Origin of the sequence: Microbacterium aurantiacum (assembly GCF_021654035.1) — a bacterium.
GTDB lineage: Bacteria > Actinomycetota > Actinomycetes > Actinomycetales > Microbacteriaceae > Microbacterium > Microbacterium aurantiacum.
The window spans coordinates 101,507-126,959 of the sequence record NZ_JAJPDW010000005.1 but is presented as its reverse complement, the minus strand read 5'-3'; the positions used below and the strand labels follow the sequence as shown (position 1 = coordinate 126,959).

The 25,453-nt window shown below is 69.9% G+C and carries 25 protein-coding genes and 1 tRNA gene; 7 read left to right on the top strand and 19 right to left on the bottom strand.

What is annotated here, in order from left to right:
* Window positions 1-5 precede the first annotated feature (5 nt).
* Complete coding sequence (locus LTL01_RS11695) at window positions 6-596, bottom strand: TetR/AcrR family transcriptional regulator (RefSeq protein WP_236968693.1); 591 nt, start codon at window positions 594-596, stop codon at window positions 6-8.
* On the opposite strand from LTL01_RS11695, the gene lipB reads away from it, so the two are divergent.
* Entirely contained in the window at window positions 569-1,315 is a 747-nt protein-coding gene (lipB, locus tag LTL01_RS11690; RefSeq protein ID WP_308195187.1) for a lipoyl(octanoyl) transferase LipB, read from the top strand. The genes LTL01_RS11695 and lipB overlap by 28 nt on opposite strands.
* Window positions 1,312-2,334 carry a lipoyl synthase gene (lipA, locus tag LTL01_RS11685; RefSeq protein ID WP_236968691.1) on the top strand — a complete coding sequence of 341 codons (1,023 nt, stop codon included), beginning with the start codon at window positions 1,312-1,314 and terminating at the stop codon, window positions 2,332-2,334. The genes lipB and lipA overlap by 4 nt, the downstream gene beginning before the upstream one ends.
* 45 nt (window positions 2,335-2,379) lie before the next feature.
* Here the strand turns inward: lipA and LTL01_RS11680 are convergent, their stop codons facing one another.
* The 3 genes from LTL01_RS11680 to smc are packed head-to-tail and all read right to left on the bottom strand — an operon-like array spanning window position 2,380 to window position 7,328.
* A complete protein-coding gene (locus tag LTL01_RS11680; RefSeq protein WP_053548338.1) occupies window positions 2,380-2,880 on the bottom strand; it encodes a DUF2004 domain-containing protein in 501 nt (166 codons plus the stop codon).
* 58 nt (window positions 2,881-2,938) lie between these two features.
* Window positions 2,939-3,811, bottom strand: coding sequence for a signal recognition particle-docking protein FtsY (gene ftsY, locus LTL01_RS11675; protein ID WP_053548339.1), 873 nt, complete (start codon window positions 3,809-3,811; stop codon window positions 2,939-2,941).
* Window positions 3,812-3,845: 34 nt separating this feature from the next.
* A complete protein-coding gene (smc, locus tag LTL01_RS11670; RefSeq protein WP_236968690.1) occupies window positions 3,846-7,328 on the bottom strand; it encodes a chromosome segregation protein SMC in 3,483 nt (1,160 codons plus the stop codon).
* 535 nt (window positions 7,329-7,863) lie between these two features.
* Here smc and LTL01_RS11665 point away from each other — a divergent pair.
* Window positions 7,864-8,958, top strand: coding sequence for a GNAT family N-acetyltransferase (locus tag LTL01_RS11665; RefSeq protein ID WP_236968689.1), 1,095 nt, complete (start codon window positions 7,864-7,866; stop codon window positions 8,956-8,958).
* A 12-nt stretch (window positions 8,959-8,970) separates the two neighbouring features.
* On the opposite strand, the gene mutM is transcribed toward LTL01_RS11665, so the two are convergent.
* Genes mutM through LTL01_RS11630 form a run of 7 tightly spaced genes read right to left on the bottom strand, consistent with a single transcriptional unit; the run spans window position 8,971 to window position 14,776 of the window.
* Window positions 8,971-9,888, bottom strand: a complete 918-nt coding sequence (gene mutM, locus LTL01_RS11660; protein WP_236968688.1) for a bifunctional DNA-formamidopyrimidine glycosylase/DNA-(apurinic or apyrimidinic site) lyase — start codon at window positions 9,886-9,888, stop codon at window positions 8,971-8,973.
* Window positions 9,881-10,552 carry a ribonuclease III gene (rnc, locus tag LTL01_RS11655; RefSeq protein ID WP_236968687.1) on the bottom strand — a complete coding sequence of 224 codons (672 nt, stop codon included), beginning with the start codon at window positions 10,550-10,552 and terminating at the stop codon, window positions 9,881-9,883. The genes mutM and rnc overlap by 8 nt, the downstream gene beginning before the upstream one ends.
* Before the next feature lie 34 nt (window positions 10,553-10,586).
* Window positions 10,587-10,796, bottom strand: coding sequence for a 50S ribosomal protein L32 (rpmF, locus tag LTL01_RS11650; RefSeq protein WP_019179169.1), 210 nt, complete (start codon window positions 10,794-10,796; stop codon window positions 10,587-10,589).
* Between the two features lie 33 nt (window positions 10,797-10,829).
* Window positions 10,830-11,357, bottom strand: coding sequence for a YceD family protein (locus LTL01_RS11645; protein ID WP_236968749.1), 528 nt, complete (start codon window positions 11,355-11,357; stop codon window positions 10,830-10,832).
* Window positions 11,358-11,364: 7 nt separating this feature from the next.
* A complete protein-coding gene (coaD, locus tag LTL01_RS11640; RefSeq protein WP_053548344.1) occupies window positions 11,365-11,907 on the bottom strand; it encodes a pantetheine-phosphate adenylyltransferase in 543 nt (180 codons plus the stop codon).
* Window positions 11,908-11,933: 26 nt separating this feature from the next.
* Window positions 11,934-14,147, bottom strand: a complete 2,214-nt coding sequence (locus tag LTL01_RS11635) for an ATP-dependent DNA helicase RecG (RefSeq protein WP_236968686.1) — start codon at window positions 14,145-14,147, stop codon at window positions 11,934-11,936.
* A gap of 41 nt (window positions 14,148-14,188) precedes the next feature.
* Window positions 14,189-14,776: a hypothetical protein gene (locus LTL01_RS11630; protein WP_236968685.1), complete on the bottom strand. Its 588-nt coding sequence runs from the start codon at window positions 14,774-14,776 to the stop codon at window positions 14,189-14,191.
* A gap of 64 nt (window positions 14,777-14,840) precedes the next feature.
* On the opposite strand from LTL01_RS11630, the gene rsmD reads away from it, so the two are divergent.
* On the top strand, window positions 14,841-15,437 hold the full coding sequence (gene rsmD, locus LTL01_RS11625; RefSeq protein ID WP_236968684.1) for a 16S rRNA (guanine(966)-N(2))-methyltransferase RsmD: 597 nt from the start codon (window positions 14,841-14,843) through the stop codon (window positions 15,435-15,437).
* Here rsmD and thiL read toward each other — a convergent pair.
* Window positions 15,410-16,399: a thiamine-phosphate kinase gene (gene thiL / locus LTL01_RS11620; RefSeq protein ID WP_236968683.1), complete on the bottom strand. Its 990-nt coding sequence runs from the start codon at window positions 16,397-16,399 to the stop codon at window positions 15,410-15,412. The two genes, rsmD and thiL, sit on opposite strands and share 28 nt — an antisense overlap.
* Before the next feature lie 23 nt (window positions 16,400-16,422).
* Here thiL and LTL01_RS11615 point away from each other — a divergent pair, with 23 nt between their 5' ends.
* A complete protein-coding gene (locus LTL01_RS11615; RefSeq protein WP_236968682.1) occupies window positions 16,423-16,911 on the top strand; it encodes a DUF3515 family protein in 489 nt (162 codons plus the stop codon).
* Here LTL01_RS11615 and LTL01_RS11610 read toward each other — a convergent pair whose 3' ends face one another.
* The 6 genes from LTL01_RS11610 to leuC form a co-directional block, all read right to left on the bottom strand.
* Complete coding sequence (locus tag LTL01_RS11610) at window positions 16,912-18,006, bottom strand: D-alanine--D-alanine ligase family protein (protein ID WP_236968681.1); 1,095 nt, start codon at window positions 18,004-18,006, stop codon at window positions 16,912-16,914.
* Complete coding sequence (locus tag LTL01_RS11605) at window positions 17,906-19,066, bottom strand: NAD(P)H-dependent glycerol-3-phosphate dehydrogenase (RefSeq protein WP_236968680.1); 1,161 nt, start codon at window positions 19,064-19,066, stop codon at window positions 17,906-17,908. The genes LTL01_RS11610 and LTL01_RS11605 overlap by 101 nt, the downstream gene beginning before the upstream one ends.
* Window positions 19,032-19,799, bottom strand: a complete 768-nt coding sequence (locus LTL01_RS11600) for a lysophospholipid acyltransferase family protein (protein WP_236968679.1) — start codon at window positions 19,797-19,799, stop codon at window positions 19,032-19,034. The genes LTL01_RS11605 and LTL01_RS11600 overlap by 35 nt, the downstream gene beginning before the upstream one ends.
* A complete protein-coding gene (gene murA / locus LTL01_RS11595; protein WP_053548352.1) occupies window positions 19,799-21,166 on the bottom strand; it encodes a UDP-N-acetylglucosamine 1-carboxyvinyltransferase in 1,368 nt (455 codons plus the stop codon). Before murA ends, LTL01_RS11600 begins: the two co-directional genes overlap by 1 nt.
* A 66-nt stretch (window positions 21,167-21,232) precedes the next feature.
* Complete coding sequence (gene leuD / locus LTL01_RS11590; RefSeq protein ID WP_236968678.1) at window positions 21,233-21,868, bottom strand: 3-isopropylmalate dehydratase small subunit; 636 nt, start codon at window positions 21,866-21,868, stop codon at window positions 21,233-21,235.
* A gap of 1 nt (window position 21,869) precedes the next feature.
* Window positions 21,870-23,327 carry a 3-isopropylmalate dehydratase large subunit gene (gene leuC, locus LTL01_RS11585; protein ID WP_236968677.1) on the bottom strand — a complete coding sequence of 486 codons (1,458 nt, stop codon included), beginning with the start codon at window positions 23,325-23,327 and terminating at the stop codon, window positions 21,870-21,872.
* 252 nt (window positions 23,328-23,579) lie between these two features.
* Here leuC and LTL01_RS11580 point away from each other — a divergent pair, with 252 nt between their 5' ends.
* Window positions 23,580-24,137: an RNA polymerase sigma factor gene (locus LTL01_RS11580; protein ID WP_236968676.1), complete on the top strand. Its 558-nt coding sequence runs from the start codon at window positions 23,580-23,582 to the stop codon at window positions 24,135-24,137.
* Window positions 24,134-25,231: a DUF4349 domain-containing protein gene (locus LTL01_RS11575; protein ID WP_236968675.1), complete on the top strand. Its 1,098-nt coding sequence runs from the start codon at window positions 24,134-24,136 to the stop codon at window positions 25,229-25,231. The genes LTL01_RS11580 and LTL01_RS11575 overlap by 4 nt, the downstream gene beginning before the upstream one ends.
* Before the next feature lie 52 nt (window positions 25,232-25,283).
* Here the strand turns inward: LTL01_RS11575 and LTL01_RS11570 are convergent.
* Window positions 25,284-25,359: transfer RNA gene (locus LTL01_RS11570), tRNA-Glu, on the bottom strand.
* Between the last annotated feature and the right edge of the window lie 94 nt (window positions 25,360-25,453).

Here is a 25,453-nt window from a genome sequence, read left to right as displayed (position 1 = left end):
CGATTCTACGCCGCCGCTCCCGGCGCTCCGGTGCGCGCGTGCGCAGCCTGGTCGAGCGCCCGGGTCAACAGGGGTCCGAGCCCGACCCGACCGGCACCGGCGCGGGTCCAGGCGGTGATGGACGCCATGACCGCGCCCGCGTCGGCGGCGCCGGCGACGTCGGCGACGAGGGGATCGCAGCCGGCCGCGCGGAGCGATGCCGCCACCGCCCGTGCGATGCGGGCGGCGCGCACCGCACCGCCGTGGAAGAGCTCCTCCTCCGCGCGCATCGCCTCGGCGTTCCCCAGGGCGAGAGCGAGGGTTCCCGGCGCGAACCCGCGCCCCACCGCTCGGAGCGCATCGTCGATGCCGGAGGGGTCGGTCACGGTGCTCAGTCGCGTTTCGAGCTCGTCGATCCGCGCGTCGAGGTCCGCCCAGAGGATCGCGGACTTGGAGGAGAAGTAGTTGAAGAAGCTCGACCTGCTCACGCCCGCGCGCGCGGCGATGTCCGCGACCGAGGTCGCCGCGTACCCCTGCTCGAGGAAGAGCTCGGTGGCGGCCTCCGCGATCATCTCCGGCGACGAGGCGCGTGGCCTTCCCCCGAGCGGTCGTGTCATGCCCGAAGCCTAGCGATGCGCGCAGGCCGGTCCCGCGGGCGTATTGTTGGACGGCATCCAATAACCGTCGAGGGAGCAGCATGCTGGTGATCGAGAGGGTCGGGCTCTCCCCCGATCTCGTGCCCTATCAGGAAGGCTGGGACCTCCAGAAGGCGGTCCACGCCGGCGTCGTGGACGGGACCCGGCCGGACACGCTGCTGCTTCTGGAGCACGAAGCGGTGTACACGGCCGGGCGACGCACCCTGGCCGAGGAGCGCCCTGCCGACGGCACACCGGTGGTCGAGGTGGATCGGGGAGGGAAGATCACCTGGCACGGTCCCGGCCAACTCGTCGGCTACCCGATCCTGCGTCTGCCCGAGCCGGTGGATGTCGTGGCCCATGTCCGCCGCCTCGAGCGCCTCCTCATCGCCGCGCTGAGCGACTTCGGCGTCGACGGACGGCAGATCGAGGGCCGCAGCGGTGTGTGGGTGCGGCGCCCGCTGTCCGAGGACAAGGTGGCCGCCATCGGCGTCCGCGTCGAGCGGGGCGTGACCCTGCACGGCTTCGCCGTCAACTGCGACAACTCCCTCGCCCCGTTCCGCACGATCATCCCCTGCGGAATCGCGGACGCCGGGGTCACGACGATCAGCGAGGTCGCGGGCCGCATCGTCACCACCGCCGATGTGGCGCGCGTCGTCGAACGCGTGTTCGCGGCATCCTCGGCGGAGGTGTACGCATGAGCGCGTGCGGCACCGGCCCGGCCGGCAGTTCGTCCACGGCGCCCGGGGGTCGCAAACTCCTGCGGTTGGAGGTGCGCAACGCCGAGACACCCATCGAGCGCAAGCCCGAGTGGATCAAGACCCGCGCAAAGATGGGGCCCGAGTATCAGGAGCTCCACTCGCTCGTGAAGACCGAGGGCCTGCACACGGTCTGCCAGGAGGCGGGCTGCCCGAACATCTACGAGTGCTGGGAAGACCGGGAGGCCACGTTCCTCATCGGCGGAGCCCAGTGCACCCGTCGGTGCGACTTCTGCCAGATCGACACCGGCAAACCCGCGGAATACGACACGGATGAGCCGCGTCGTGTCGCCGAGAGCGTGACGCGGATGCAGCTGCGGTACGCCACCGTGACCGGTGTCGCGCGGGACGACCTCCCGGACGGGGGCGCGTGGCTGCACGCCGAGACGGTGCGGATGATCCACGAACTCAACCCCGGCACCGGTGTGGAGATCCTCGCGACGGACTTCAACGGCGACCCCGCCCTCCTCGGCGAGGTCTTCGACTCCCGGCCCGAGGTCTTCGCCCACAACGTCGAGACGGTGCCGCGCATCTTCAAGCGGATCCGACCGGCCTTCCGCTACGAGCGCTCGCTCGATGTCCTCACTCGAGCGAGGGATGCCGGTCTGATCACGAAGTCCAACCTGATCCTGGGCATGGGCGAGGAGCCGGAAGAGGTCGTTGCGGCCCTGCAGGACCTCCACGACGCCGGTACCGACATCATCACGATCACCCAGTACCTGCGCCCTTCGCCGCGCCACCTTCCGGTCGCGCGCTGGGTGAAGCCCGACGAATTCCTCGCATTCAAAGAGGAAGCCGAGCGCATCGGCTTCCTCGGGGTCCTCGCCGGACCGCTCGTGCGCTCGTCCTACCGGGCGGGCCGGCTGTGGGCGCAGTCGATGACGTCGAAGGGTCGCCCGATCCCGGCGCATCTCGCGCACATCGCCGCGGACACGAGCACCGACTTCGCCCAGGCCGTCTGACGACCCCGGTCCGCCCCCGATCGTCGGACCGGGGTCGCGTGGCCGCTACTCGGCGCTGGTGACCGAGAGCACGGCGCCGTCGGTGCCGATGTTCACCAGGAGCACGTCATCGGTCGCGTCCGGGTCGAGGGCGTACTCCAGCACCGCGAACGGGTCGGTGCCCCCGTGCTCGTCGGCCAAGATGGTCATGCTCATCAGCTGCAGGGACCGGACCACGTCGATCTGGACGTCACCGGAAATATCCACGAGGAGATCGTCGAGTCCATCGGCGAGAACCTCCTGCTGCTGCAGGATGTACTCCGTGACCTCGCTCGTTCGGTCGCTGAGTTCGTTGACCATCGCGTTGCGGGCGGCCATGTCGAGGTCTTCGAGGGCGGAGATGAGCGCCGCGGCCACATCCAGGGCGTCCACCGAGACGTCGTCCTGATCGGGCGCGGTCAGATCCACCGTCACCGACTGATCGCCGAGCTCGACGTGCTCCGACCAGAAGATCGAACCGTCGGGCCCGGACTCGAGCAGGCCGAAGTAGTCGTGTTCGATCGCCATTCCTCCATGAAACCAGCGCGGACCGTACGGCGGTAGATCGCGCAGGCGTGTCGCGGGGTCAATCCACGAGTGCGGCGGCGAACACGTGAGGGGTGAAACCCGTGAGATCCGCGATCCCCTCGCCCTGGCCCAGGAGCTTGACCGGGATGCCGGTCTTCTCCTGGACGGCGAGGACGAATCCCCCCTTGGCGGATCCGTCGAGCTTGGTGAGGACCAGCCCGGTGACCCCTGCGTGCTCGAGGAACGCCTGCGCCTGGAGCACGCCGTTCTGGCCGGTCGTGGCATCCAGAACCAGCAGCACCTCGCTGATCGGGGCGCGCTTCTCGATGACGCGGCGGATCTTGGTCAGCTCATCCATCAGTCCGCCCTTGGTGTGCAGACGCCCGGCGGTGTCCACCAGCACGATCTCCGTCCCGGTGTTCTGGGCGTATTCGATCGTCTGGAAGGCTACGGACGCCGGATCCTGGCCTTCGCGCTCGGGCCGGACGATCGCCGCGCCCCCGCGCTCGGCCCAGGTGGCGAGCTGGTCGACCGCCGCGGCCCGGAACGTGTCCGCCGCCCCCACGACGACCGACCGCCCGTATCGCTGGAGGAACTTGGCGAACTTCCCGATCGTCGTGGTCTTCCCGACGCCGTTCACGCCGACCACGAGGACCACCGCAGGTCGCTCGGTGAGTTTCAGGGTCGTGTCGAAGCGCGCGAAGTGCTCCTCGAGGGTCTCCTTCAGCATCCGCTGCAGATCCCGGGGATCCGTCGTCCGGTAGCGCTCGACTTTCTGCCGCAGCTCGTCGATGATGCGCTCGGTGATGTCCGGTCCGAAATCCGCCGTCAGCAACGCCGTCTCGAGGTCCTCCCACGTCGTCTCGTCGATCGTGGGCTTGACGAACATGCCACGGAGGGCCCGCCCGAGGGACCAGGAGCTTTCAGCCATGTCTCCAGCCTACGGTTTCGCGGACGCGCGCCGATCAGGCCGGCGCGGACTCGCGAACACGCTGGCCGACGACGGCCGAGACGCCGTCCTGTCGCATCGAGACCCCGTAGAGCGCGTCGGCGATCTCCATCGTCCGCTTCTGGTGGGTGATCACGATCAGCTGGCTCGAGGACCGGAGCTGCTCGAAGACACCGAGCAGGCGTCCCAGGTTCGCGTCGTCGAGCGCCGCCTCAACCTCGTCGAGGATGTAGAAGGGGCTCGGACGCGCCTTGAAGATCGCGGTGAGCAGCGCCACGGCGGCCAGGGAGCGTTCGCCGCCCGACAGCAGGGAGAGGCGCTCGATCTTCTTCCCGACCGGCCGGACGGACACCTCGATGCCCGTGGTCAACGGAGAGTCCGGATCGGTGAGCGCGATGGAGCCCGTCCCTCCGGGGAACAGGATCGGGAAGACTTCGCCGAACGCCACGCGCGTGTCTTCGAACGCCGCGAGGAAGATGACCTGCATCCGCTCGTCGAGCTCCTCGATGATGGTGAGCAGGTCCTTGCGCGTCTGGGTCAGATCGGCCAGCTGCTCGGTGAGGAAGGCGTGTCGCTGCTCGAGGGCGGCGAACTCCTCGAGAGCGAGCGGGTTCACCCGACCCAACTGCGCGAGCTTGCGCTCGGCGGCCTGAAGGCGTTTCTGCTCCGCGCCCCGGTCGAAAGAGGACGCCCCGGTCCCATCCGCACCCCCGAATCCCGGTCCGTATTCCTTCAGGAGAATATCCTCCTCCAGGCCGAGCTCGGAGGCGGCCCGCTCCCGGAGCGCCGTCGCGTGCAGGCGATTCTCATGGATCCGCAGCTCCAGCGCGTGGACGTTCTCCGTCAACCGCGACAGCCGCTCGCGGACCTCGGTCTCGTTCCTGCGCAGAGTGGCGAGCTCCTCCGTCACCGCGGCACGCTCGGTCTGAGCGGCGAGAAGCGCGGCACGGGCATCGGCGAGTGAGCGGTCGATCGCATCGATCAGGGGAGGCAACCGCTCGGCGACCGCAGAGGCCTTCTCCCGCTGCGCGCGCCGGATGACCGCGCGACGGGCGCTCTCCTCGGCGGCGGCGCGCTCGCGTTCGCGCTGGCGCTCGAGCCCCGCCACCCGGGCCTCGGCGGCACGGATGCGTTCGCGAAGCGTCTCCACCTCCAGGCGGGCACGCATCTCGACGTCCCGCGCCGTCTCGAGCGAGCCGAGCACGTCGTCTCGGGACGACGCATCGAGGATCGGACGCGGCGCCTCCTGCGCGGTCGCGAACTGCTCATGAGCCACGCGCGCCGCGTCCTCGGCCTCGGCGACCGCGGCGGAGGCCTGGGCGAGACCGGCCGCCAGACGATCGCACTCCGCGACGGCGGCCTCGTGACGCACGGTCGCCCGGTTGGACTTCTCGGCGCGCGCCGCCGCAGCCGCGTCGTGATCGCGAAGGGCCGTCAGGGCGGTGTTCGCGCGGGACTTCGCGCCGCGGAGCGCATCCTGGGCCTCACGGAGGGCCTCGCGCAGCGCGTCGGCGAAGACCACGATCTCGTCTCGGCGGATCGCCGCGGCGTCGCGCTCGGCAGTCAGCTCCAAGCGCGAACGGGATCCCCCGGCACCGGATCGGAGGGAGAAGGGGGTGAGCACCTCGCCGGACCGCGTCACGATCCGGCCGGTCGACAGCGCCGTCGCCGCCGCGCGGGCCTGATCGAGGTCCTCGGCGAGGAAGACCGACGCGAGCAGCGCTCGCACACCGGCGGGACCGTCCACGACCTCGATCGCCGAGCGCAGCCCGTCCGGCGGTGCGGGGCGGTCGTGGGCGACGGCGTCCGCGAACACGATGTCGACCCGTCCGAGATCCTCTGCTCGCGCGGCGTCGGCCAGGGCGAACGCCCGATCCGCATCGGCGACCACGCCCTCCGCATAGGAGCCGAGCGCGGCGGCGATCGCCGCCTCCCATCCGAACTCGACCTGCACCGCGTCGCTCACGAGACCGCGGACGCCGGCACGATCTCCGTCGAGCAGGCCTGCCGCGGCACTCCGGCCCTCGAGCGCCCGCCCGAGCGCGGTGACCTGCGCCATCAGGGCGTCCCGCTCGCGCTCGGCGGCGTGGAGCCGCTCGCGCAGATCGGCGACCTGCGCCTCCGCCGACGACGCGTCGCGTTGGGCACGCTCGTAGGCGGCCTGCGCATCGGCCGCGTCCGCCTGCGGATCAGGAGCGGGGCCCAGGTCCGCCAACGCCTCCTCGGCCTCCGTCCGGCGGGCATGAGCGGCATCGAGGGCTCGCTGCTGGCGCTCGACCGCGGCACGCACCGCGGCCAAGGCGGAATCCGCCGCCTCCGCGGTTCCGCGCAGCGCCGTGAGGCGCATGTCATGCGACGAGACCAGCGCGCTCTGCGCGGCGATGTCGGCGTCGAGCGCGTCCAGTTCGGCACGTGCTCGGGTGACATCGCGCGCCGCGGCCTCGGCGGCATCCTGCGCTCCTTGCAGCCCGTCGGTGACCTCGGCGATCTCCGCGCGCGCGGCGTCGATCATCTGAGGAGAGACTGTGGCGACCTCGACGCGTTCGTCGTCCTCCGCCGATCCGAGGAGCGTGAGCCTCTGCCCCACCAGCGCGTACAGGCCTCGTGTCCGTTCCTGCACACGCTCCAGACCCGACGCGACCCGTCGGGCCTCGTCCACGGCCTCGGAACGCTGATCCGACTCCAGCTGCTCGATCCGCCCGCGGATGTCGTCCAGCCGAGCCTGCAGTCCCGCGCGCTCGGCATGCGTCTCCTGCTCGCCGCGCACCGCGTCGGCGAGGACGGTCCGGACCCGTAGGAGATCGTCCGCCATGAGCCGCGCCTTGGCATCGCGTACCTCGGCCGCGATCCCGGCCGCTTCGCGGGCGACATCGGCCTGGCGACCGAGCGGCTTCAGCTGTCGGCGGAGCTCACCGGCGAGGTCGTTCACCCGCGTGAGGTTCGCCTCCATCGCGTCGAGCTTCCGCAGCGTCTTCTCTTTGCGGCGACGGTGCTTGAGGATGCCGGCCGCCTCCTCGATGAAGCCACGGCGATCCTCGGGGGTGGCCTGCAGCACGCTGTCCAGGCGCCCCTGACCGACGATGACGTGCATCTCCCTGCCCAAGCCGGAATCGCTCAGGAGCTCCTGCACGTCGAGAAGTCGGCAGCTCTGTCCGTTGATCGCGTACTCGCTGCTCCCGTTGCGGAACAGCGTCCGGCTGATGGTGACCTCGGAATATTCGATCGGAAGGGCCCCGTCGCCGTTGTCGATGGTGAGCTGGACCTCTGCGCGGCCGAGCGGGCCCCGCGTGGAGGTCCCGGCGAAGATGACGTCCTCCATCTTCCCGCCGCGGAGGGTCTTCGCGCCCTGCTCCCCCATCACCCAGGCCAGAGCGTCCACGACATTGGATTTCCCTGAGCCGTTCGGGCCGACGATGCAGGTGACACCGGGCTCGAGCGCGAACGTCGTCGGCTGCGCGAAGGACTTGAAGCCCTTGAGCGTCAGGCTCTTCAAGTGCATGGGAGGGCCCTCGGGTCGACGCGCCGGATCACACGCCCACGGTAGTCGATGGAGTCGCGAGTACCGCGGCGACGGGCCGCGCCGTCGCGGGCCGCCGATGGCGACACGCCCGGGAGTCTTGCGAACCTGTGCATTTGTGCGCTAGCGTTCCTCATCGCACCGGCACACGAAAGGAGGTCGTCATGATGATCATCATCCGCACGGGCATCGCCGCCACGACGACCCTTCGTCGTCGCCCGACGGCATCCGCCTGATCTCGGCGCTGCCCTCTCCCCGGTAGCACCCCGGGGGAAATCGCGTGCACGCGCCATCCCCTGCGTCCTCTCCCGGCACCTTCTCCGCGTGCCCGGCACACCGCACCCTCATCTCCGACGGAAAGTTCCGCCATGTATCCCACGCTCGACGAGCGCCGCGATCACGCGCGCCCGCACCTGTCCGATGACCTCCGCTCGCATCGCGAGCAGCGGGCGCTGCGTCTGCTCCTGCTCGTACCGCGCCTGTGACCCGTCCGCCACTCCTCACCGGAAGAAGAACCATGAACACCGCCCCACCCGCCGGCCTCGTGCTGCGGGAGCTCCTCATCCCCGACGACACCACTGCCCCCGAGGCCCGCGACTTCCGTGCGATGGTCGACGTCCGCAATCGCGTCTACCGTGAGATCAACGGTCACGACGACGAGTCGATGACCTCGGAAGAGCTCCTGCCGCACTACGCACCGAGCGCGTTCGAGCTCCGACGCGTCTGGACAGCCGCATGGAACGGCAGCATCGTCGGTCGCGTCGGGCTCGACCTCCCGCTCGAGGAGGGCTCGAACTCCGCCATGTGGCTCATCGAGCTGCTCCGAGAAGCGTGGGGCCAGGGTATCGGCTCCGCGTCGCTGACGATGATCGAGCGCGAAGCCGCCACCCAGGGGCGACACATCCTGCAGTCGTGGGCCGCGCATCCCGCGGCGACCGGGGAGCAGCTGGACGCACCGACCGGGTTCGGCCGCGTTCCGCTCGATCATGCCGCTCGCTTCTACCTCGCCCACGGATACCGGCTCGAACAGGTCGAACGCAACAGCGCCCTCGCGCTCGACGGAGATCTGACGCGCATCCGGCAACTGCTCGCGGAAGCCGAGCGCGCCGCCGAGGGGTATCGCGTCGTCCACTGGACGCTCCCCACTCCCCCCGCGTTCGCCGAGCAGTACGCCTGGATGAAATCCCGGATGTCAACCGACGCCCCCTCCGCCGATCTCGAGATGGACGAGGAACGCTGGGACGCCGCACGCATCGCCGAGCACGACGGGCGCTATCTGCGCGGAGGCCAGCACATGCTTGTGACGGCCGCACAGCACCGCGCGACGGGAAAGCTGTGCGCGTTCAACGAGCTCGTGATCGGCCGGAACCGCGCGGAGGCGACGCACCAGGAGGACACCCTCGTCCTGCGCGAGCACCGGGGACACCGGCTGGGCCTCCTCGTCAAATGCGCGGGTCTGCTCGCCTGGAGTGAGCACGCTCCGATGTCGCCGCGCGTCCTGACCTACAACGCCGAGGAGAACCGCCCCATGCTCGACATCAACGAGGCGATGGGCTTCGTTCCGATCGCGTACGGCGGCGCCTGGAAGAAGGTGCTGCCGCGAAGCGCGTGATCGCCCGCGGTGTCAGCGGGTGCGAGGCATCCGCTGACAGCGCGGACAGAAGTGGCTCGAGCGGTTCATGAACGACACCCTCGTGATGGGCCGGCCGCAGCGGTGACAGGGCGCGCCGCCGCGGCCGTAGGCGTGCAGCGAATGGGCGAAGTAGCCGGCCTGCCCGTTGACGTTGACGTACTGCGCATCGAAACTCGTCCCCCCCTCCGCCAGAGCCTTGTCGAGTACAGATCGGACCTCGGCGAGGAGCCGGGTCGCGTGGCGCGCCGACAGTGCGTCGGCGGGGGTCTCCGGATGGATGCGAGCACCCCAGAGCGCCTCATCGGCGTAGATGTTCCCGACACCGCTGATGACGGTCTGATCGAGCAGCACCCGTTTGATCGCCGAGCGCTTGCGGGCCCACAGGGTTCGGAGGCGTGTCTCGTCGAGCGCCGGATCGAGAGGATCGCGGGCGATGTGCGCGACCTGCGCGGGAACGGTGGCGTCATCAGCGCCGAAACCTCCGGGCGCGGCATCCGTCGTCGGCAGGAGTGGATCGAGCGCGAGTGATCCGAACGTGCGCTGGTCCGCGAAGACCACGGCGAGAGCGCCGTGGTCGGGGTGGTCGATGTCGAGACGAATCCGCTCATGGCGCTCGACGGGCGCACCGGACGCACGAAGCAGCATCTGGCCGCTCATCCCGAGGTGCGCCACGACCGCACGGGCGGTGTCGGAGCCGTCCGTGGGAGTGAACGGCATCCACAGGAACTTTCCGCGTCGGCACACGGCGACGACATGCGCGCCCCGAAGGCTCTGCTCGAAGTCGTCGACGGATCCCGGGTGTCGGGTGAGTGCGCGTGCATCGTGCACCGTGACCGCGGAGACCGTCGCATCCACCAGAGCGGGTGCGAGCCCCGAGCGTACGACTTCCACTTCGGGAAGCTCAGGCACGACCGGACAGCTCCCTCCACGCCGTCAGCGCGGCCGCCATCTCGGCATGCTTCTTGCTGCGACCGATCCCCTCCGAGCGGATGCCGGCCACGTCGACGACCGCGGTGAAGGTGCGATCGTGATCGGGGCCTTCGGCGGTCACGCTGTACACCGGCGCGATGGAACCGAGGCGTGCCGCGGCCTCTTGAAGGGCCGTCTTCGGGTCCACGGCGGCGCCGTAGCGCTCGGGGTCGGCCAGGAGGGGCTCCAGCAGGCGGAGGACGAGCGCGGTGGCGGCGTCCGGTCCGACGGACAGGTAGGTCGCGCCGATGATCGCCTCGGTCGTGTCCGCCAGGATCGAGTCTTTATCCCGACCGCCGGTCTGGTTCTCGCCCCGCCCGAGCTTCACATGGGCACCCAGGCCGATACTCCGGGCCACCTCCGCCAGCGCGAGCGTGGACACGACCGCGGCGCGCCTCTTGGCGAGAGCACCCTCGTCGAGCTCGGGGTGCCGGGTGTACAGCAGCACCGTGACGGCTTGTCCGAGAACGGCATCGCCCAGGAACTCGAGACGTTCGTTGTGCGGGCCCTGCCCGTTCTCGTACGCCCAGGAACGATGCGTGAGAGCCAGCGACAGAAGCTCGGGGTCGATATCGACCCCGAGCTTGTCGGTGAGACTGTTCATCGCCGCGACGGAGGGGGCCTCCGCGCGGACGTGATCAGACGTCGGCGACCTTCCGGCCCTTGTACTCCAGGAACAGCTCCGTGCCCTGCGAGTCCGTGACGACCTTCGCCTGGTGGGGACGGCTGTAGACGACCTTGCCGTTCTCGATGGTCTTCACCAGCGTGGGGGCCTCGGCCTTCCACTGCGCGCGGCGCGAGCGGGTGTTCGAACGGGAGACTTTCCGCTTCGGGGGGTTACCTGCCATGGCTGACTCTCTTCTGTCGGGGGCGCCGTGACCTCACGGTCGGGCGTCGGTGTCGTGGTCTGGGGTGTAGTCCTGCAGCGCGGCCCAGCGCGAATCGATGGGCTCACCCTGCGGTGAGCCGGTGCTCACGGCCAGCCTCTCGCCCGTGGCCGGATCAAGACCGGGGCAATCCGGCTGACACACCGGCTGAAACGGAAGCGACAGGACGATCGCATCCCTGACCGGAGTTTCAAGATCCACGTGGTCGTCTTGAACCTCGAAGTCAGTTTCTTCCGACCCAGAATACGCGAAAAGCTCCTGGATCTCGACTTCGACGGGCTCGGCGATATCGGTGAGGCATCGACCGCACACTCCGGAGTACCGCGTGTCGAGCTCCGCGGTGGCCAGAATCCCCTCGTGGACCGACTCCAGACGGAGACGTACGACGAGTTCCTCCCCCTGGGCGACCGAGACCAGGCCCTCGCCCCACTTCTCCGGAACCGGAAGGGCGAGGTCGTGCTCCCGCATCTCGCCGGGGCGATACATGATGTCGCGCACCGGGATCACGAGCGGACCGTTCACATGCTTTCTAGCCACGATCGTCCATGCTATCGGCGCCGGTCTGTGGATCGGCCGCACGCCCGTCGCCGCCTCGATCCAGGAAACGCGCCACGGCATCCGGGACGAACGGCGAAACGTCACCGCCGAGAGCGGCAACCTGACGCACGAGCGAGCTCGACACCAGTGCATGGGCGGGGTCCGGAAGCAGGAAGACGGTTTCGACGTGGGCCAGGTGGCGATTGACGATGGCCATCGGCGTCTCGTAGGCGACGTCCACCTGCGAGCGGATCCCCTTCACCAGAACGCCGGCGCCGACGTCCGTGGCGTAGTCCACCAGAAGCCCGACACTCCAGGATGCGACCACCACGTCCCCCGCGATCTGCTCGTCGGAGATGGCCTGCTCGAGGAGGGCCAACCGCTGGGCGATGGGAAGCATCGCCTCCTTCTCCGGATTGTGCACCACCAGCACGTGGAGCTGGTCGTAGAGGGCCGCCGCGCGACGGATCACGTCAAGATGACCGAGTGTGGGTGGGTCGAAGGACCCGGGAACGACGGCGATCCGGCTGTTCATGCGGCTCAGCCTAACGGTGGGCGACCTCAGGATCGTCCGAGTGCCGCGCGCTCCTCCGCGCTCATGCGGCGCTCGACCGCCTCCGCGAGTCCAGGATGCCGGACGAGGGCGGGGTCGTCGGTCAGGACCTTCTCCGCAGCGTGCCGGGCCACGAGGATGAGCTCGGCATCCGTGACGACGCGGAGGAGGCGCAGGGAGGAACGCGCGCCCGACTGCAGATCGCCGAGTACATCGCCCTCACCACGAAGTTCGAGATCGACCTCCGCGAGGTGGAAGCCGTCGAGCGTGGACGCGACGGCCTCGACGCGCGAGCGGGATGACGAGCCGATCTTCGCCTCGGTAACGAGCAGGCAGAGACCCGGCACACCCCCGCGCCCCACACGGCCGCGAAGCTGGTGAAGCTGAGACACCCCGAAGCGGTCGGCTTCGAGGATCACCATCGTCGACGCATTGGGGACGTCGACACCGACTTCGATCACGGTCGTCGCCACGAGCACATCGATGTCTCCGCGCGCGAACGCCTGCATCACGGCGTCCTTCTCGTCGGCCGGCATCTTGCCGTGGAGCGGTTCGACCCGGAGCGTCGCGTACGACGGATGCCTCGACAGCAGGTCGATCACCTGCGCGACACCCCACCGCGTCCTCGCGGGCAAGGTGACCTCCGCGCCGTTCACGGTGTCGCCGACGGTGTCCGGCGCATCGTCCGTCGCCTCGGGGGCGTCTTCGTCGGTCACGGCGTCGGCGCCGGTCAGTGCGTCCGCATCGATCGCGGCGCAGACGACGAAGGCCTGACGACCGGCCGCGACCTCCTCGACGATGCGGTCCCAGACGCGCGCAAACCAACTCGGATGCTCGGCGAGGGGCGCCACGTGGGTGCTGATCCCCGCCCGTCCTTCCGGCATGGTCCGGATGGTGGAGACGTCGAGGTCGCCGAAGACCGTCATCGCGACGGTGCGCGGGATCGGCGTGGCCGTGAGGACCAGCGTGTGCGGAGCCTGACCCTTCGCGCGGAGCGCCTCGCGCTGGGCGACCCCGAACCGGTGCTGCTCGTCCACGACGACCAGTCCGAGGTCGGCGAAGGTGGTCGAGGCGCTGAGGAGCGCGTGGGTCCCGACGACGATCCGCGCCTGACCGGACGCGACACGGAGCGCCGCTTTCCGCCGCTCCTGCGCCGACATCTGACCGGTCAGGAGTGTCGGCATCAGCTCGGGCGCCAGCTTCGGACCGAGCATCCGCGTGATCGATCGCAGGTGCTGCCCGGCCAGGACCTCCGTGGGGGCGATGAGCGCCGCCTGGCCGCCGGAGTCCGCCACCTGGAGCATGGCGCGGAGGGCGACGAGGGTCTTGCCCGATCCGACTTCGCCCTGGACGAGTCGGTTCATCGGGTGCGCCCGGCGGAGGTCACCCTCGATCTCGGCACCGACGTCCACCTGGTCGGGGGTGAGTTCGAACGGCAGTGCGGAGTCGAACGCCTCCCGCAGCGCACCCGGTTCGCGGGGGGTCGCCCCCCAGGAACGCACGAAGGCGCGCTGTTGCAGGAGCGCCGACTGCAGGATGAATGCCTCGTGCATGCGCAGCGTCTGGCGCGCCGCATCAATCTCGTCGAAGCTGCGCGGACGGTGGATGATCTCGATCGCGGTGCGGGCATCGAGGAGGTGCATGCGTTCCCGGAAGTCCGGAGGCAGGGGCTCGGACACCTCGCCCAGGCCGTCGAGGACCAGCTCGACGACGGTCGCGACCTTCCAGCTGGAGACCGAGGCCGTCGCGGGATAGATCGGGATCGGCAGGTTCGCGTTGGCCTGAGCGGTCTGCATGGCCGTCGCCGCATCGTCGAAGAGCTGGTAATCGGGGTGTGCCAGCTGGAGGGTGTCGCGGTACTGCCCGACCTTCCCGGCGAAGATGCCCCTCCGTCCGGGAACGAGGTCCTTCGCCCGCCAGGCCTGGTTGAAGAAGGTGAGCGTGATCTCGCCGATCCCGTCGCTGATGACGACCTCGAGGATCAGACCGCTGCGCTGGCGCATGCGGCGCTCCCGGACGCGCCGGACCTCGGCGACGATCGTCACAGGCTCCCCCACCGGCAGCGCCATGATGGGCGTCAGCTCGCCTCGGCGGGCGTAGCGGCGCGGATAGTGCTGGAGGAGATCGGCGACCGTCTTCATGCCGAAAGCACGGTCGAAGGCCTTCGCGGTCTTCTCGCCCACCGCTGCGCTCAGTCGCGAGTCGAGCGTGAGCGGCGTCATGCCTCGAGTCTAGATTCCGGGTCGGACACCGCCTGCCCGGGTCACGCGGGGAAGATGTCGGCGACGATCTCCGAGAGGAAGGCCCGGGCGTTCCGGTTCACGGACGACAGATAGATCCACACGTCCTCCCGGGCGACGATGACCTCTTCCGTCTCCGGCGTGCCACCGGCCACCTGGCAGAACTGCGCACCGAAATCCTCCGCCGGCTGGCATTCCCACCCGTCCGCGGTCAAGGCGTCCAGCCCCGCCGTCACCGCCGCGTCATCCGCGGTGCTGATCAGCAGGAGGACACCGCTCGCCTCGCCGACGATCCAGTCGCAGCCGAGGGCGAGTGCGGCGCCGTCCGGGGCGGGGCGGACGAAGTCGGCGCCGTCGCTCTGCAGCGTCATGTCGCCGACGGTCTCCGCGCGGGTCGCGTCGCTCGCGAGCGTCCCGCAGTCGGTGGGGAGGACCGCCGAGGATGCCGGAGGATCGGGCTCCGCGGTCGGCTCGGGGTCGGGGGTCGGGGTGGCGGATGCGGGAGCCGCCGCCGTCGGGGTGGTCCCACCGCCTTCGGCGGCGCACCCTCCGAGGAGGAAGGCGCCGGCGCACATCGTCGCGAGCAGGGTCAGACGTAGACGACCGTTCATATCGAACCTCCGCGTTCGTTCACTCCGCCCCCGGGGCGATCATAGCGATCGCTATCGTGGACGTGTGACCCGCATCATCTCCGGACGCGCCGGCTCCGTCCGCCTGGATGTGCCGGCGTCCGGCACGCGACCGACGAGTGATCGTGTGCGCGAGTCGATCTTCTCCGCACTCGAGGCCGCGGATCTCGTATCGGGGGCGCGGGTGCTGGATCTGTACGCCGGCTCCGGGGCGCTGGGGCTCGAAGCGATCAGCCGCGGAGCGACGAGCGTCGATCTCGTCGAGAAGGCACCGCAGGCGGCCGCGATCATCTCCGCGAACGCGGCCCGGGTGCGCAAGGCGGTGGGATCGGCCGCGGAGATCAGGGTGCACCGACGCGCGGTGGATGCCTATCTGGCCGCCGCACGCGGCGCGTGGGACCTGGTGTTCATCGATCCGCCCTACGATCTGTCGGCGACCGACCTCGCGACGTGCCTCGATCGAGTCGGCGGTCTGCTCGCCGACGGCGGTCGCGTCGTCGTCGAGCGGGCGTCGCGGTCGGATCCGCCGCGCTGGCCGCACTCGCTCGCGCCCCTTCGGGAGAAGCGGTACGGAGACACCACGGTCTGGCATGCCGCCGTCGGCGACTCCGAGGATCAGCCCCGCCCGCGATCCCAGTCCTGATAGGGATCCCAGCCCCCGCGGCCGCGGGGCTCCTCGCCGTCGACGAGCACCCCGGGAGCCGCGCCGTCACGGACACGGCCGATGGCGGCGAACGACCCCGGGAGCCGGACGCCCGCCGGAAAGGTCGCCAGGAGCGCGTGGTCCTCGCCGCCGGTGAGGGCGGTCGATGCGTCTCCTCCGAGCGCGGCGGAATCGATGTCGAGCGTCACCGAAGATGCGCGGGCCATCCGGGCGGCATCCAGCAGCAGACCGTCCGAGACGTCCATCATGGCCGTCGCGCCCGCCTCCGCCGCGCGCCGTCCGTCGGCGATCGGCGGTCGGGGACGGAGCTGGGCGTCGAGATCGCCGCGTTCGTCAGCAGTGAGATCTGCGGTACGCGGAGGGATCGGTCGCCCTTCGCCGTCGCGGAAGCGTTCGAACAGCAGGGACAGGCCCCGTGCGGCGGGGCCGAGACGGCCGCTCACGGCGAGCACATCTCCGTCGCGGGCGCCCGAGCGCGTGACGGGTCCGCTTCCCTCGAGCACGCCCAGGGCGGTCACCGCGACGGTCAGCGTGTCGGAGACGGCCAGGTCTCCGCCGTCCACCGCGCAGCCCGGCGCGAGCTCCGCGCACGCGGCCCGGAGCCCGTCGGCGATGGCGCCGACCTCCCCCAGCGTCGTCTCGGGCGGCATCGCCAAGGCGACCAGCAGGGACGTGGGACGGGCACCCATGGCCGCGATGTCCGCGAGGTTCACGGCGGCCGCCTTCCACCCGAGCGAGAATCCGTCGGTCCAGGCGGTTCGGAAGTCGGGTCCGTGGACGAGGGTGTCGACGCTCGCCACGATCCGACCGCCGGGTGCGGCGAGCACGGCGGCGTCGTCGCCGGGACCGAGCAGCGCGTCCGACGGGCCGACCCTGTCCAGGATGTGGGCGAGGACCGTGCGCTCGTCGAGGTCGCCCACGCGGGCATCGGATCCGGTCATCCGCTCCAGGTTAGCCTGGGAACGTGCGTGCATTCTCCCGGCTGCTGACGGCATCCGCCCTCGCCGCGACCCTGGCCGCGTCGGCGGGGTGCGCCCCCACGATCGCGATGGAAGCGGCCCCGCAGTCGAACGATCCTGCGTGCGCGGACGTGATGGTGCGTCTGCCCGACCAGGTGGACGGCGAACCACGACGGTGGACGGACGCCCAGGCCACGGCCGCGTGGGGCGAGCCGAGTGCGTCGATCCTCTTCACCTGCGGGCTCGAGCCGATCGGACCGACAACGCTCCCCTGCCAGACGGTGGCGGGGGTGGACTGGGTCATCGACGAGTCCGACGCCCCGCGCTACCGGGTGACGACGTTCGGTCGGATGCCGGCGGTCGAGCTCTACCTCGACAACGAACGCGTCTCGAGCGCGGAGGTGCTGGACCGACTGTCCGCCCTGGTCTCCGTCCTACCCACCGATGGATCACGCTGCCTCGAGCGCGGAGACGCCCCCGACGTCGAGGGGTGATCAGGACACGCGTTCGAGAGCCGTGTCGACCAGCTCGGAGATGAGTTCCGCGTAGCTCATCCCCGAGGCGATCCAGCACTTCGGGAACATCGAGATGGGTGTGAACCCGGGCATCGTGTTCAGCTCGTTCACCACGAGCTTCCCGTCGGGTGTGGCGAAGAAGTCCACCCGCGCCAGACCCCGGCCGTCGACAGCCTCGAACGCGCGGACTCCGAGGCTCTGGACCGCATCGACCGCGGCTGCGCTCAGGTCCGCGGGGCACACGACCTCGGCGCCGTCGCCGCCGAGGTACTTGCCCTCGAAGTCGTAGAACTCCCGCGTGGTCAGGACGATCTCGCCCGGCAGCGAAGCCCGCGGCGCTGCGCCGTCGCGTCCTTCGAGGATGGCGACCTCGACCTCGCGGCCGACGATCGCGGTCTCGATCAGCACCTTGTCGTCCTCGGCGAAGGCGACTTCGAGCGCCGCACCCAGTTCGCCGGGTTCGTGGACCTTCGACACGCCGACGCTCGAGCCCGCGCGGGCCGGTTTGACGAAGACCGTGGCGCCGAGGTCCGCGGCCTCGGCCCGGACGACGTCCGGCTCGCGAGTCCACCGGCGACGCGTGACGGTGACCCACGGCGTCACGGGGACTCCCGCGGCCGCGAGCACGATCTTCATAAAGTGCTTGTCCATGCACAGCGCCGAGTCGAGGACGCCGCCACCGGCGTACGGCAGGCGAAGCGTGTCGAGGAACCCCTGGACCGTGCCGTCTTCGCCGTGGACGCCGTGGAGGATCGGGAGCACCACATCGACGCGTCCGAGCTCCGCCGTGGTGCCGTCGGCGTGACGCACCCGGAGGGTCTGGTCTCCCCCGCCTTCGGGCCAGAGGACGCGTGTGCCGTTGTCGACCACCTCGGGCAGCCGACCCGCACTCATGGCGAAGCGGTCCGGGTCGTCCACCTCCAGGACGAAGATCCCGTCACGGGTGATGCCCACCGGGATCACCTGATAGCGGTCACGATCGATCGCGCGCAGGACCCCGCCCGCCGTGGCGGAACTGATCGAATGCTCGCTGGAGCGACCTCCGAAGAGCACCACCACCGCCGGCCTGTCCATGCTGTGTCCTCTCCCCCTGCGGGGTGTCGTCATCGGTCGTCAGGTGCGGTGCGATGTCCCGCGGGTCCATCGTCCCGTCCAGCACCATCTTCACCTGCTCCACGATCGGCATCTGCACGCCCACTTCGCGGGCGAGCTGGAGAATCGGGGCGACCGACGCGAGACCCTCGGCGGTCTGCTGCATCTGCTTCACCACGTCCTGGAAGGAGTAGCCCTGTCCGAGCAGCCTCCCGGCTGTGTTGTTGCGGCTGAGGGGCGACTGGCAGGTGGCGATGAGGTCACCGAGGCCCGCGAGGCCCTGGAGGGTGCCGGGCTGGGCGCCGTAGGCGACCGCGAAATCGGTCATCTCCACCAGTCCGCGCGTGATGATCGATGCTTTCGTGTTCTCGCCGTATCCGACGCCGTCGACGATTCCGATGGCGACCGCGATGAGGTTCTTCAACACCCCGCCGAACTCGGTGCCGGTCACGTCGGTGTTCACGAACGTCCGGAAGTACCGGTTGCGGCACCGTCGGGCGACGGCGTCGGCCGTGTCCTGGTCGGTCGAGGAGATGACGGCGGCGGTCGGCTGCTCGCGGGCGATCTCGAGGGCGAGGTTCGGACCCGAGGCGACGGCGATCCGCGCGGGATCGCAGTGCAGCTCCTGCTCGATCACCTGGCTCATCCGGAGCCCGGTCCTCTTCTCGACGCCCTTCATGAGCGAGACGACGGGCGCTTCGGTGCGCAGGAGGAGCGGGCGCAGGGCCTTCAGGTTCTGGCGAACGGCCTGGCTCGGGATCGAGAGGTACACCTGCTCGGCGCCCTCGAGCGCCTCGGGAAGATGGTGCGTCGCGGACATCTCCCGCGGCAGGTTCACCCCGGGCAGGTACTCCGTGTTGCGCTTGGCCTCTTGGATCTCCGCCGCGAGCTCCGGCCGCCGCGCCCACATCGTCACGTGTGCGCCGCCGTCGGCGAGGATCTTTCCGAACGTCGTGCCCCAGCTGCCCGCGCCGATGACGGTGACGCGGGGGCGGGAGGAATCCTGTCTACGGGTCAAGGCGACCGGTCTCCTTCTGCCCATGTTGGCTGGGATCCCATCGGCCGGGCGGAGCAGGCTCGCCGCGGAGCTGCGAGAGAAGTGCGGAGATCTCCCCCATCACGTCGTCCGTGGCCGCGATCAACGTGCCCGGTCGGGCCAGGGTGGCTCCCCGGGCGGCGAGGTCGATCGGATCGCCGACGATCACCTGCACACGACGACGCAGAGGCCACACCCGGAACTTCCCGTAGCGGGGCATGACCTGCTGCACGCCCCAGTGCGCCATCGGGACCACCGGTATGCCGCCGGCGAGAGCCAGCCGCGCGGCACCGGTCTTGCCGCGCATCGGCCACAGACCCGGCTCGCGCGTGAGCGTGCCTTCGGGGTACACGATCACCCCGCGTCCGTGACGGACGAGGGTCTCGGCGGCCTCCAGCGTCTGCCGCGCCGCCGACGCGGAGGAGGACCGCGCCACGGGCACCATGCCGGTGCTCCGGAGGATCCAGCCGAGGACGGGGACGCGGAAGAGGCTCTCCTTCGCCATGAACCGGGGGGCGCGGCCCATGCGCCACACCGCGAGGGCGACGGCGAGCGGGTCGACCTCCGAGTAGTGGTTCGGGGCGAGGACGTACGCTCCGTCGCGAGGAAGCTTCTCGGCTCCCTCGATCTCGATCTTCATCAGCACGCTGATCAGCGGCACGGCGACCGCGGCGAGCGGCCAGAAGGCGCTCGGACGCGACTTCTCCGGCGATGCGCGACGCAGAGACCGAGCCATCATCAGCCGATGACGTCGTAGTCGGCGCCGAGCGCGTCCAGCTTGTCGAGGAGCTTCTCGTACCCCCGGCGGAGGATGCCGACGTTGCGCACCGTGGACTCCCCCTCGGCCGCGAGCGCGGCGATGAGGTAGCTGTACCCGCCGCGGAGATCGGGGACGACCACGTCCGCGCCGTGCAACGGCGTGGGACCCGTGATGACCGCGGCCTGCTCGAGGGCGCGGCGGGGGACGCGACGATCGGGGCTCGCGAGACCCTGGGGGTGCACGACGATGTCGGCGCCCATCTGCACGAGCGCCTCGGTGAATCCGAGCCTGTTCTCGTAGACGGTCTCGTGGACGACCGAAGTGCCCTCGGCCTGGGTGAGCGCGACGATCAGCGGCTGCTGCCAGTCGGTCATGAAACCGGGGTGGACGTCGGTTTCGACCATCACGGGCTTCAAGGCCTCGTCGCGTCGGAACCGGATGCCGTCCTCGTGCACGTCGAACCACCCGCCCGCCTTGCGGAAGACGTTCAGGAACGTCAGCATCTCCTGCTGCCGCGCGCCTCCGACGAAGATGTCCCCGTCGGTGGCCAGGGCCGCGCACGCCCAGGACGCGGCCTCGTTGCGGTCGAAGATGCAGCGGTGATCGTATCCGCGGAGCTTCTCCACGCCCTCGATGAGGATCACGCGATTCGGCTCGTAGGAGATGATCGCGCCCATCTTCTGCAGGACGGCGATGAGATCCATGATCTCCGGCTCGATCGCGGCGTTGCGCAGCTCCGTCACGCCGCGGGCGCGGACGGCGGTCAGCAGGACCTGCTCCGTCGCCCCGACGCTCGGGTAGGGCAGTTCGATGTCCGCGCCGTGGAGGCCGTTGGGCGCCGTGATGCGGATGCCCTCGTAGCTCTTGTCCACGACGGCGCCGAAGGCGCGGAGCGCGTCCATGTGGAAGTTGATCGGACGATCGCCGATGCGGCAGCCCCCGAGATCCGGGATGAGCGCCTCGCCGAGCAGGTGCAGCAGAGGTCCGCAGAAGAGGATCGGGATGCGGGATGCCCCGGCATGCGCATCGATCTCCTCGAAGTGGGCCGAGACCGCGCCGCTCGGGTCGAGGCGGAGCGAGCCGACCTCGTCACCGTCGCGCACGGTGACACCGTGCACTTCGAGGAGCGAGCGCACGACCTGCACGTCGCTGATGTCCGGCACGTCGCGCAGGACACTGGCGGTCTCCCCGAGGAGCGCCGCCACCATCGCCTTGGTCGCGAGGTTCTTCGCGCCCTTCACCTCGACCCGACCGGTCAGCGGACGTCCGCCGCGGATCGCCAGGACTTCTCCGGCGGTCTCGCGGGGAGCCGCGGTGGTCTCGGCATCGCCGACGAGTGACTTCATGCAGGGGACCTCACTATGTGTCTCGAGGATGGCTGGCGGCAGGACGCGCTTGTGGCGCGCTCTGCCTTATGGCGTGCTCTCGGCCGGAACCGGGAGCGTGCGGGGCCGCCATGCCTCGCGCCGAGCTTCGAAATCCGCGATCCGATCTGCGTTCCGCAGGGTGAGCCCGATGTCGTCGAGCCCTTCGAGAAGCCGCCACCTAGTGTAATCGTCGATGTCGAACGACACCTGGAGGGGGGCGATGCCGCGCTCCGCGTCGCCGTCGACGGTCGCGGTCCGGGCGCGGAGGTCGACCGTCACGGTCGTGCCCGGCCGGGCGTCGATCGCCGCCCAGATGGACTCGAGGTCGGCCTCGGACACCACCCCGGTGACGAGGCCCTGCTTACCCGCGTTGCCGCGGAAGATGTCGGCGAACTTCGTGCTCAGCACGACGCGGAACCCGAAGTCCCGCAGCGCCCACACGGCATGCTCGCGGCTCGATCCCGTGCCGAAGTCGGGTCCCGCGACGAGGACGGAGGCACGGGCGAATTCGGGTCGGTTCAGGACGAAGTCCGGGTCCTGGCGCCAGTTGGCGAACAGTGCGTCATCGAAACCGGACTTCGTGACCCGCTTGAGGTACACGGCGGGGATGATCTGATCGGTGTCCACCGCCGAGCGGTGCAACGGGGCGGCGACGCCGGTGTGGGTCTCGAAGGCATCCATGTCAGGCCTCGACCTTCTCACGTGCGGGCAGATCGGACGGGCTGGCGAGACGTCCGAGGACGGCGGTCGCGGCCGCGACCAGCGGAGAGACCAGGTGGGTGCGACCCCCCTTGCCCTGCCGGCCCTCGAAGTTCCGGTTGCTGGTCGACGCGCACCTCTCCCCCGGTGCCAGCTGATCGGGGTTCATCCCGAGGCACATCGAGCATCCGGCGAAGCGCCACTCCGCACCGAAGTCGAGGAACACCTTGTCGAGGCCCTCGGCCTCGGCTTCCAGTCGCACGCGGGCCGAACCGGGGACCACCATGACGCGCACGCCTTCCGCCTTGGTCCGCCCCTCGATCAGCGACGCGAACGCGCGGAGGTCCTCGATGCGGCTGTTCGTGCACGACCCCATGAACACCGCGTCGACGGGGACGTCCTTGAGCCGGGTGCCGGGGACGAGATCCATGTACTCGAGCGCCCGCTCCGCTGCAGCGCGCTCGTTGGGGTCGGCGAAGTCCTCGGGCGCGGGGACCACGTCGCTCAGCGACACGCCCTGGCCCGGGTTCGTCCCCCAGGTCACGAAAGGTTCGAGGGCGTTCGCATCGAGGAAGACCTCGGCGTCGTAGACGGCCCCCTCGTCGCTCGGGAGCGTCCGCCAGTAGGCGACGGCATCGTCCCAGTCCTGCCCCCGCGGGGCGTGGGGCTTGCCCTTGACATAGGCGAAGGTGGTCTCATCGGGCGCGACCATTCCCGCGCGCGCACCGGCTTCGATGGACATGTTGCAGATCGTCATCCGGCCTTCCATCGACAGCGCACGGATGGCGGAGCCGCGGAATTCCAGGACGTACCCCTGACCGCCGTTGGTACCGATCTTGGCGATCACGGCGAGGATGATGTCCTTCGCCGTCACACCCGGCTTGAGTTCGCCCTCGACCGAGATCGCCATGGTCTTGAACGGCTTGAGGGGCAGAGTCTGGGTCGCCAGGACATGCTCGACCTCGCTGGTGCCGATGCCGAACGCCATCGCGCCGAAGGCACCGTGGGTGGAGGTGTGGCTGTCACCGCAGACGACCGTGATGCCCGGCATCGTCAGCCCCAACTGGGGCCCCACGACGTGGACGATCCCCTGCTCCTTGTCTCCCAGCGAATGCAGCCGGACGCCGAACTCCGCCGCGTTGCGTCGCAGCGTCTCGATCTGGGTGCGACTGGTGAGGTCGGCGATCGGCTTGTCGATGTCCCATGTCGGCGTGTTGTGGTCCTCGGTCGCGATCGTGAGATCCAGCCGCCGCACCGGGCGCCCTTCCGCACGGAGTCCGTCGAACGCCTGCGGGCTGGTCACCTCGTGGACGAGGTGCAGGTCGATGTAGATGAGGTCGGGCTGGCCGTCCTCGCCCTTGACGACCAGGTGGTCGTCCCACACCTTCTCGGCGAGGGTGCGCGGGCGGGCGGGGATGCCGTCGGGATCGATCGTGCTCATGTCTGTGTGGTTCTCCTCGAGAGGGGGCGACGCCCCGAAGGGTCGGCCCGTGACGGACTCCGCGACGAGAAGGGCCTAGGACAAGGTCTCGTCGCGGCTACGAAGGAGAAGACCCACGGCGCGCACCGGCCCAGGCTACCACCGCCGCCCCGCCGACACCGTGCGCGGCGCCGTGAGACGATTCGTCCGGGGCGGACACTCTGGTGTCGAGAGACGACGACCGCCGAGGGGCGACGAGAGTGAAGGACGGCGATGGGACCGACGGACACGCGGGATGATGCGGCCCTCGTCGCCGCGGCATCCGGGGGCAGCGAACGGGCGTTCGGCGAGTTGTTCCGCGCATACGCGAAACCCGTGTTCTGGATCGCGCACGGGTTGCTGGGCGATGCGGCCGACGCCGAGGACGTGACGCAGGAGACCTTCGTCGTGGCCTGGCGGAAGCTTCCGGGGCTCGAACTGGCGGGGGGATCGCTCCTCCCCTGGCTCGCGACGATCTGCCGGTTCCAGAGCGCGAACCGCATCCGCATCCAGCAGCGCGACCGCCGACACCGTTCCGCGTTGATCGACGAGACCCTGCCGTCCACGGTCGATGTTGAGCAGCAGGTGATCACCGCGGGCCTCGCCGCGCGGATCGCGGACGAGGTCGCCGGCCTGAGCGATCTCGATCGCGAGGTGTTCCGACTCTGCACGGCCGAGGGATACGCCTATCAGGCGGCGGCGGACGAGCTGGGGGTCGCGCACGGCGTGGTCAGGAACCGTCTCTCTCGTATCCGCACGAGACTGCGGACCGTGGTGAAGGAGAGCACGTGAACAGTTCAGAGACGGACGACGACGTCGTCCTCGCCCCGATCGACGACGAGCGCCTCGCGCGCATCGAAGACGGGGTGTTCACCCGCATCGGCGAGGAGCGACGACGGGAGGAACGGCGACGAGCGCGACGCGGACGGATGTGGATGGCCGGCGGTGCGGCGGCTGCCGTCATCGCGGTGGCGGCGGTCATCGCTCCGAGCGTGGGCGATGTGGTCTCCGGCGGGAACGACGCCGCGGTCGGTCCCGCCTCCGCCGAAGTGTCCGACTCCGGGGCGGTCGCCCTCGATGCGGCGCCGGAGATGAGCACGGAGGCCGATCTGCGCGGCGGCGCGACGATGGCCGACGGTGCACAGGTCATTTCGTCGGCTTCGGCGACGCTGAGAGTGACCGATCCGGCCGCGGCTCTCGATGCGATCGGTTCCGCGGCGGTCACCCGCGGCGGATACGTCGAGTCATCGCGGATCGGCGCGTGGGAACCCGTACAGCCGATCGACGTCATGCCCGGGGAACCCGGCGCCGTCGTCTCTCCGGACACCTCGGGCGGATGGATGAGCGTGCGCGTCCCCGCCGACGAGCTGCCTGCTCTGATCGAGGACCTCGCCGGCTTCGGCGAGGTGGTCGCGGCGTCGATCGATCGCACCGACGTCACGGCGCAGGTGGTCGATCTGGAGGCGCGCGTGGAAGCCGCCGAAGTCTCCGTGGAGCGCTTGACGCAGCTCCTTGCGCAGGCTGCCGACGTCACCGACCTCATCGCCGCCGAATCCGCGCTCGCCGAACGTCAGGCGACGCTGGAGTCGTACCAGCAGCAGCTCGAGATGCTCGATGACCAGATCGCGATGGCGTCCCTGTGGGTGACCGTCGAGCCGCGGACGTCGCCTGTGGCGGCCGACCCGGCGGGCTTCACCGACGGTGTCGCCGCCGGATGGAACGGGCTGGTGGCGACCCTGAACGCGATCGTCATCGCCTTGGGCTTCCTGGTGCCGTGGATCCTCGTGATCGGCGTGGCCGGAGCGGTCATCTGGCTCGCCGTGCGCGTGATCCGCCGACGTCGCGCAAAGAGGGCGGCGGCGCCGTCGGAGTCGAAGACCGAGTGACAGCGCGCACGAACGAAGAAGCCCGGACCATTCGGTCCGGGCTTCTTCGTGTTGGTGACCCCAGCGGGATTCGAACCCGCGTTACCGCCGTGAGAGGGCGGCGTACTAGGCCGCTATACGATGGGGCCGTTTTCGCAACCGTTCGAGTATGCCATGGCATTCACACGAGAGACAAATCGAGGCGGGAATCGACGCCGGGCTTGTCGTCGACGGGTGCGCCGA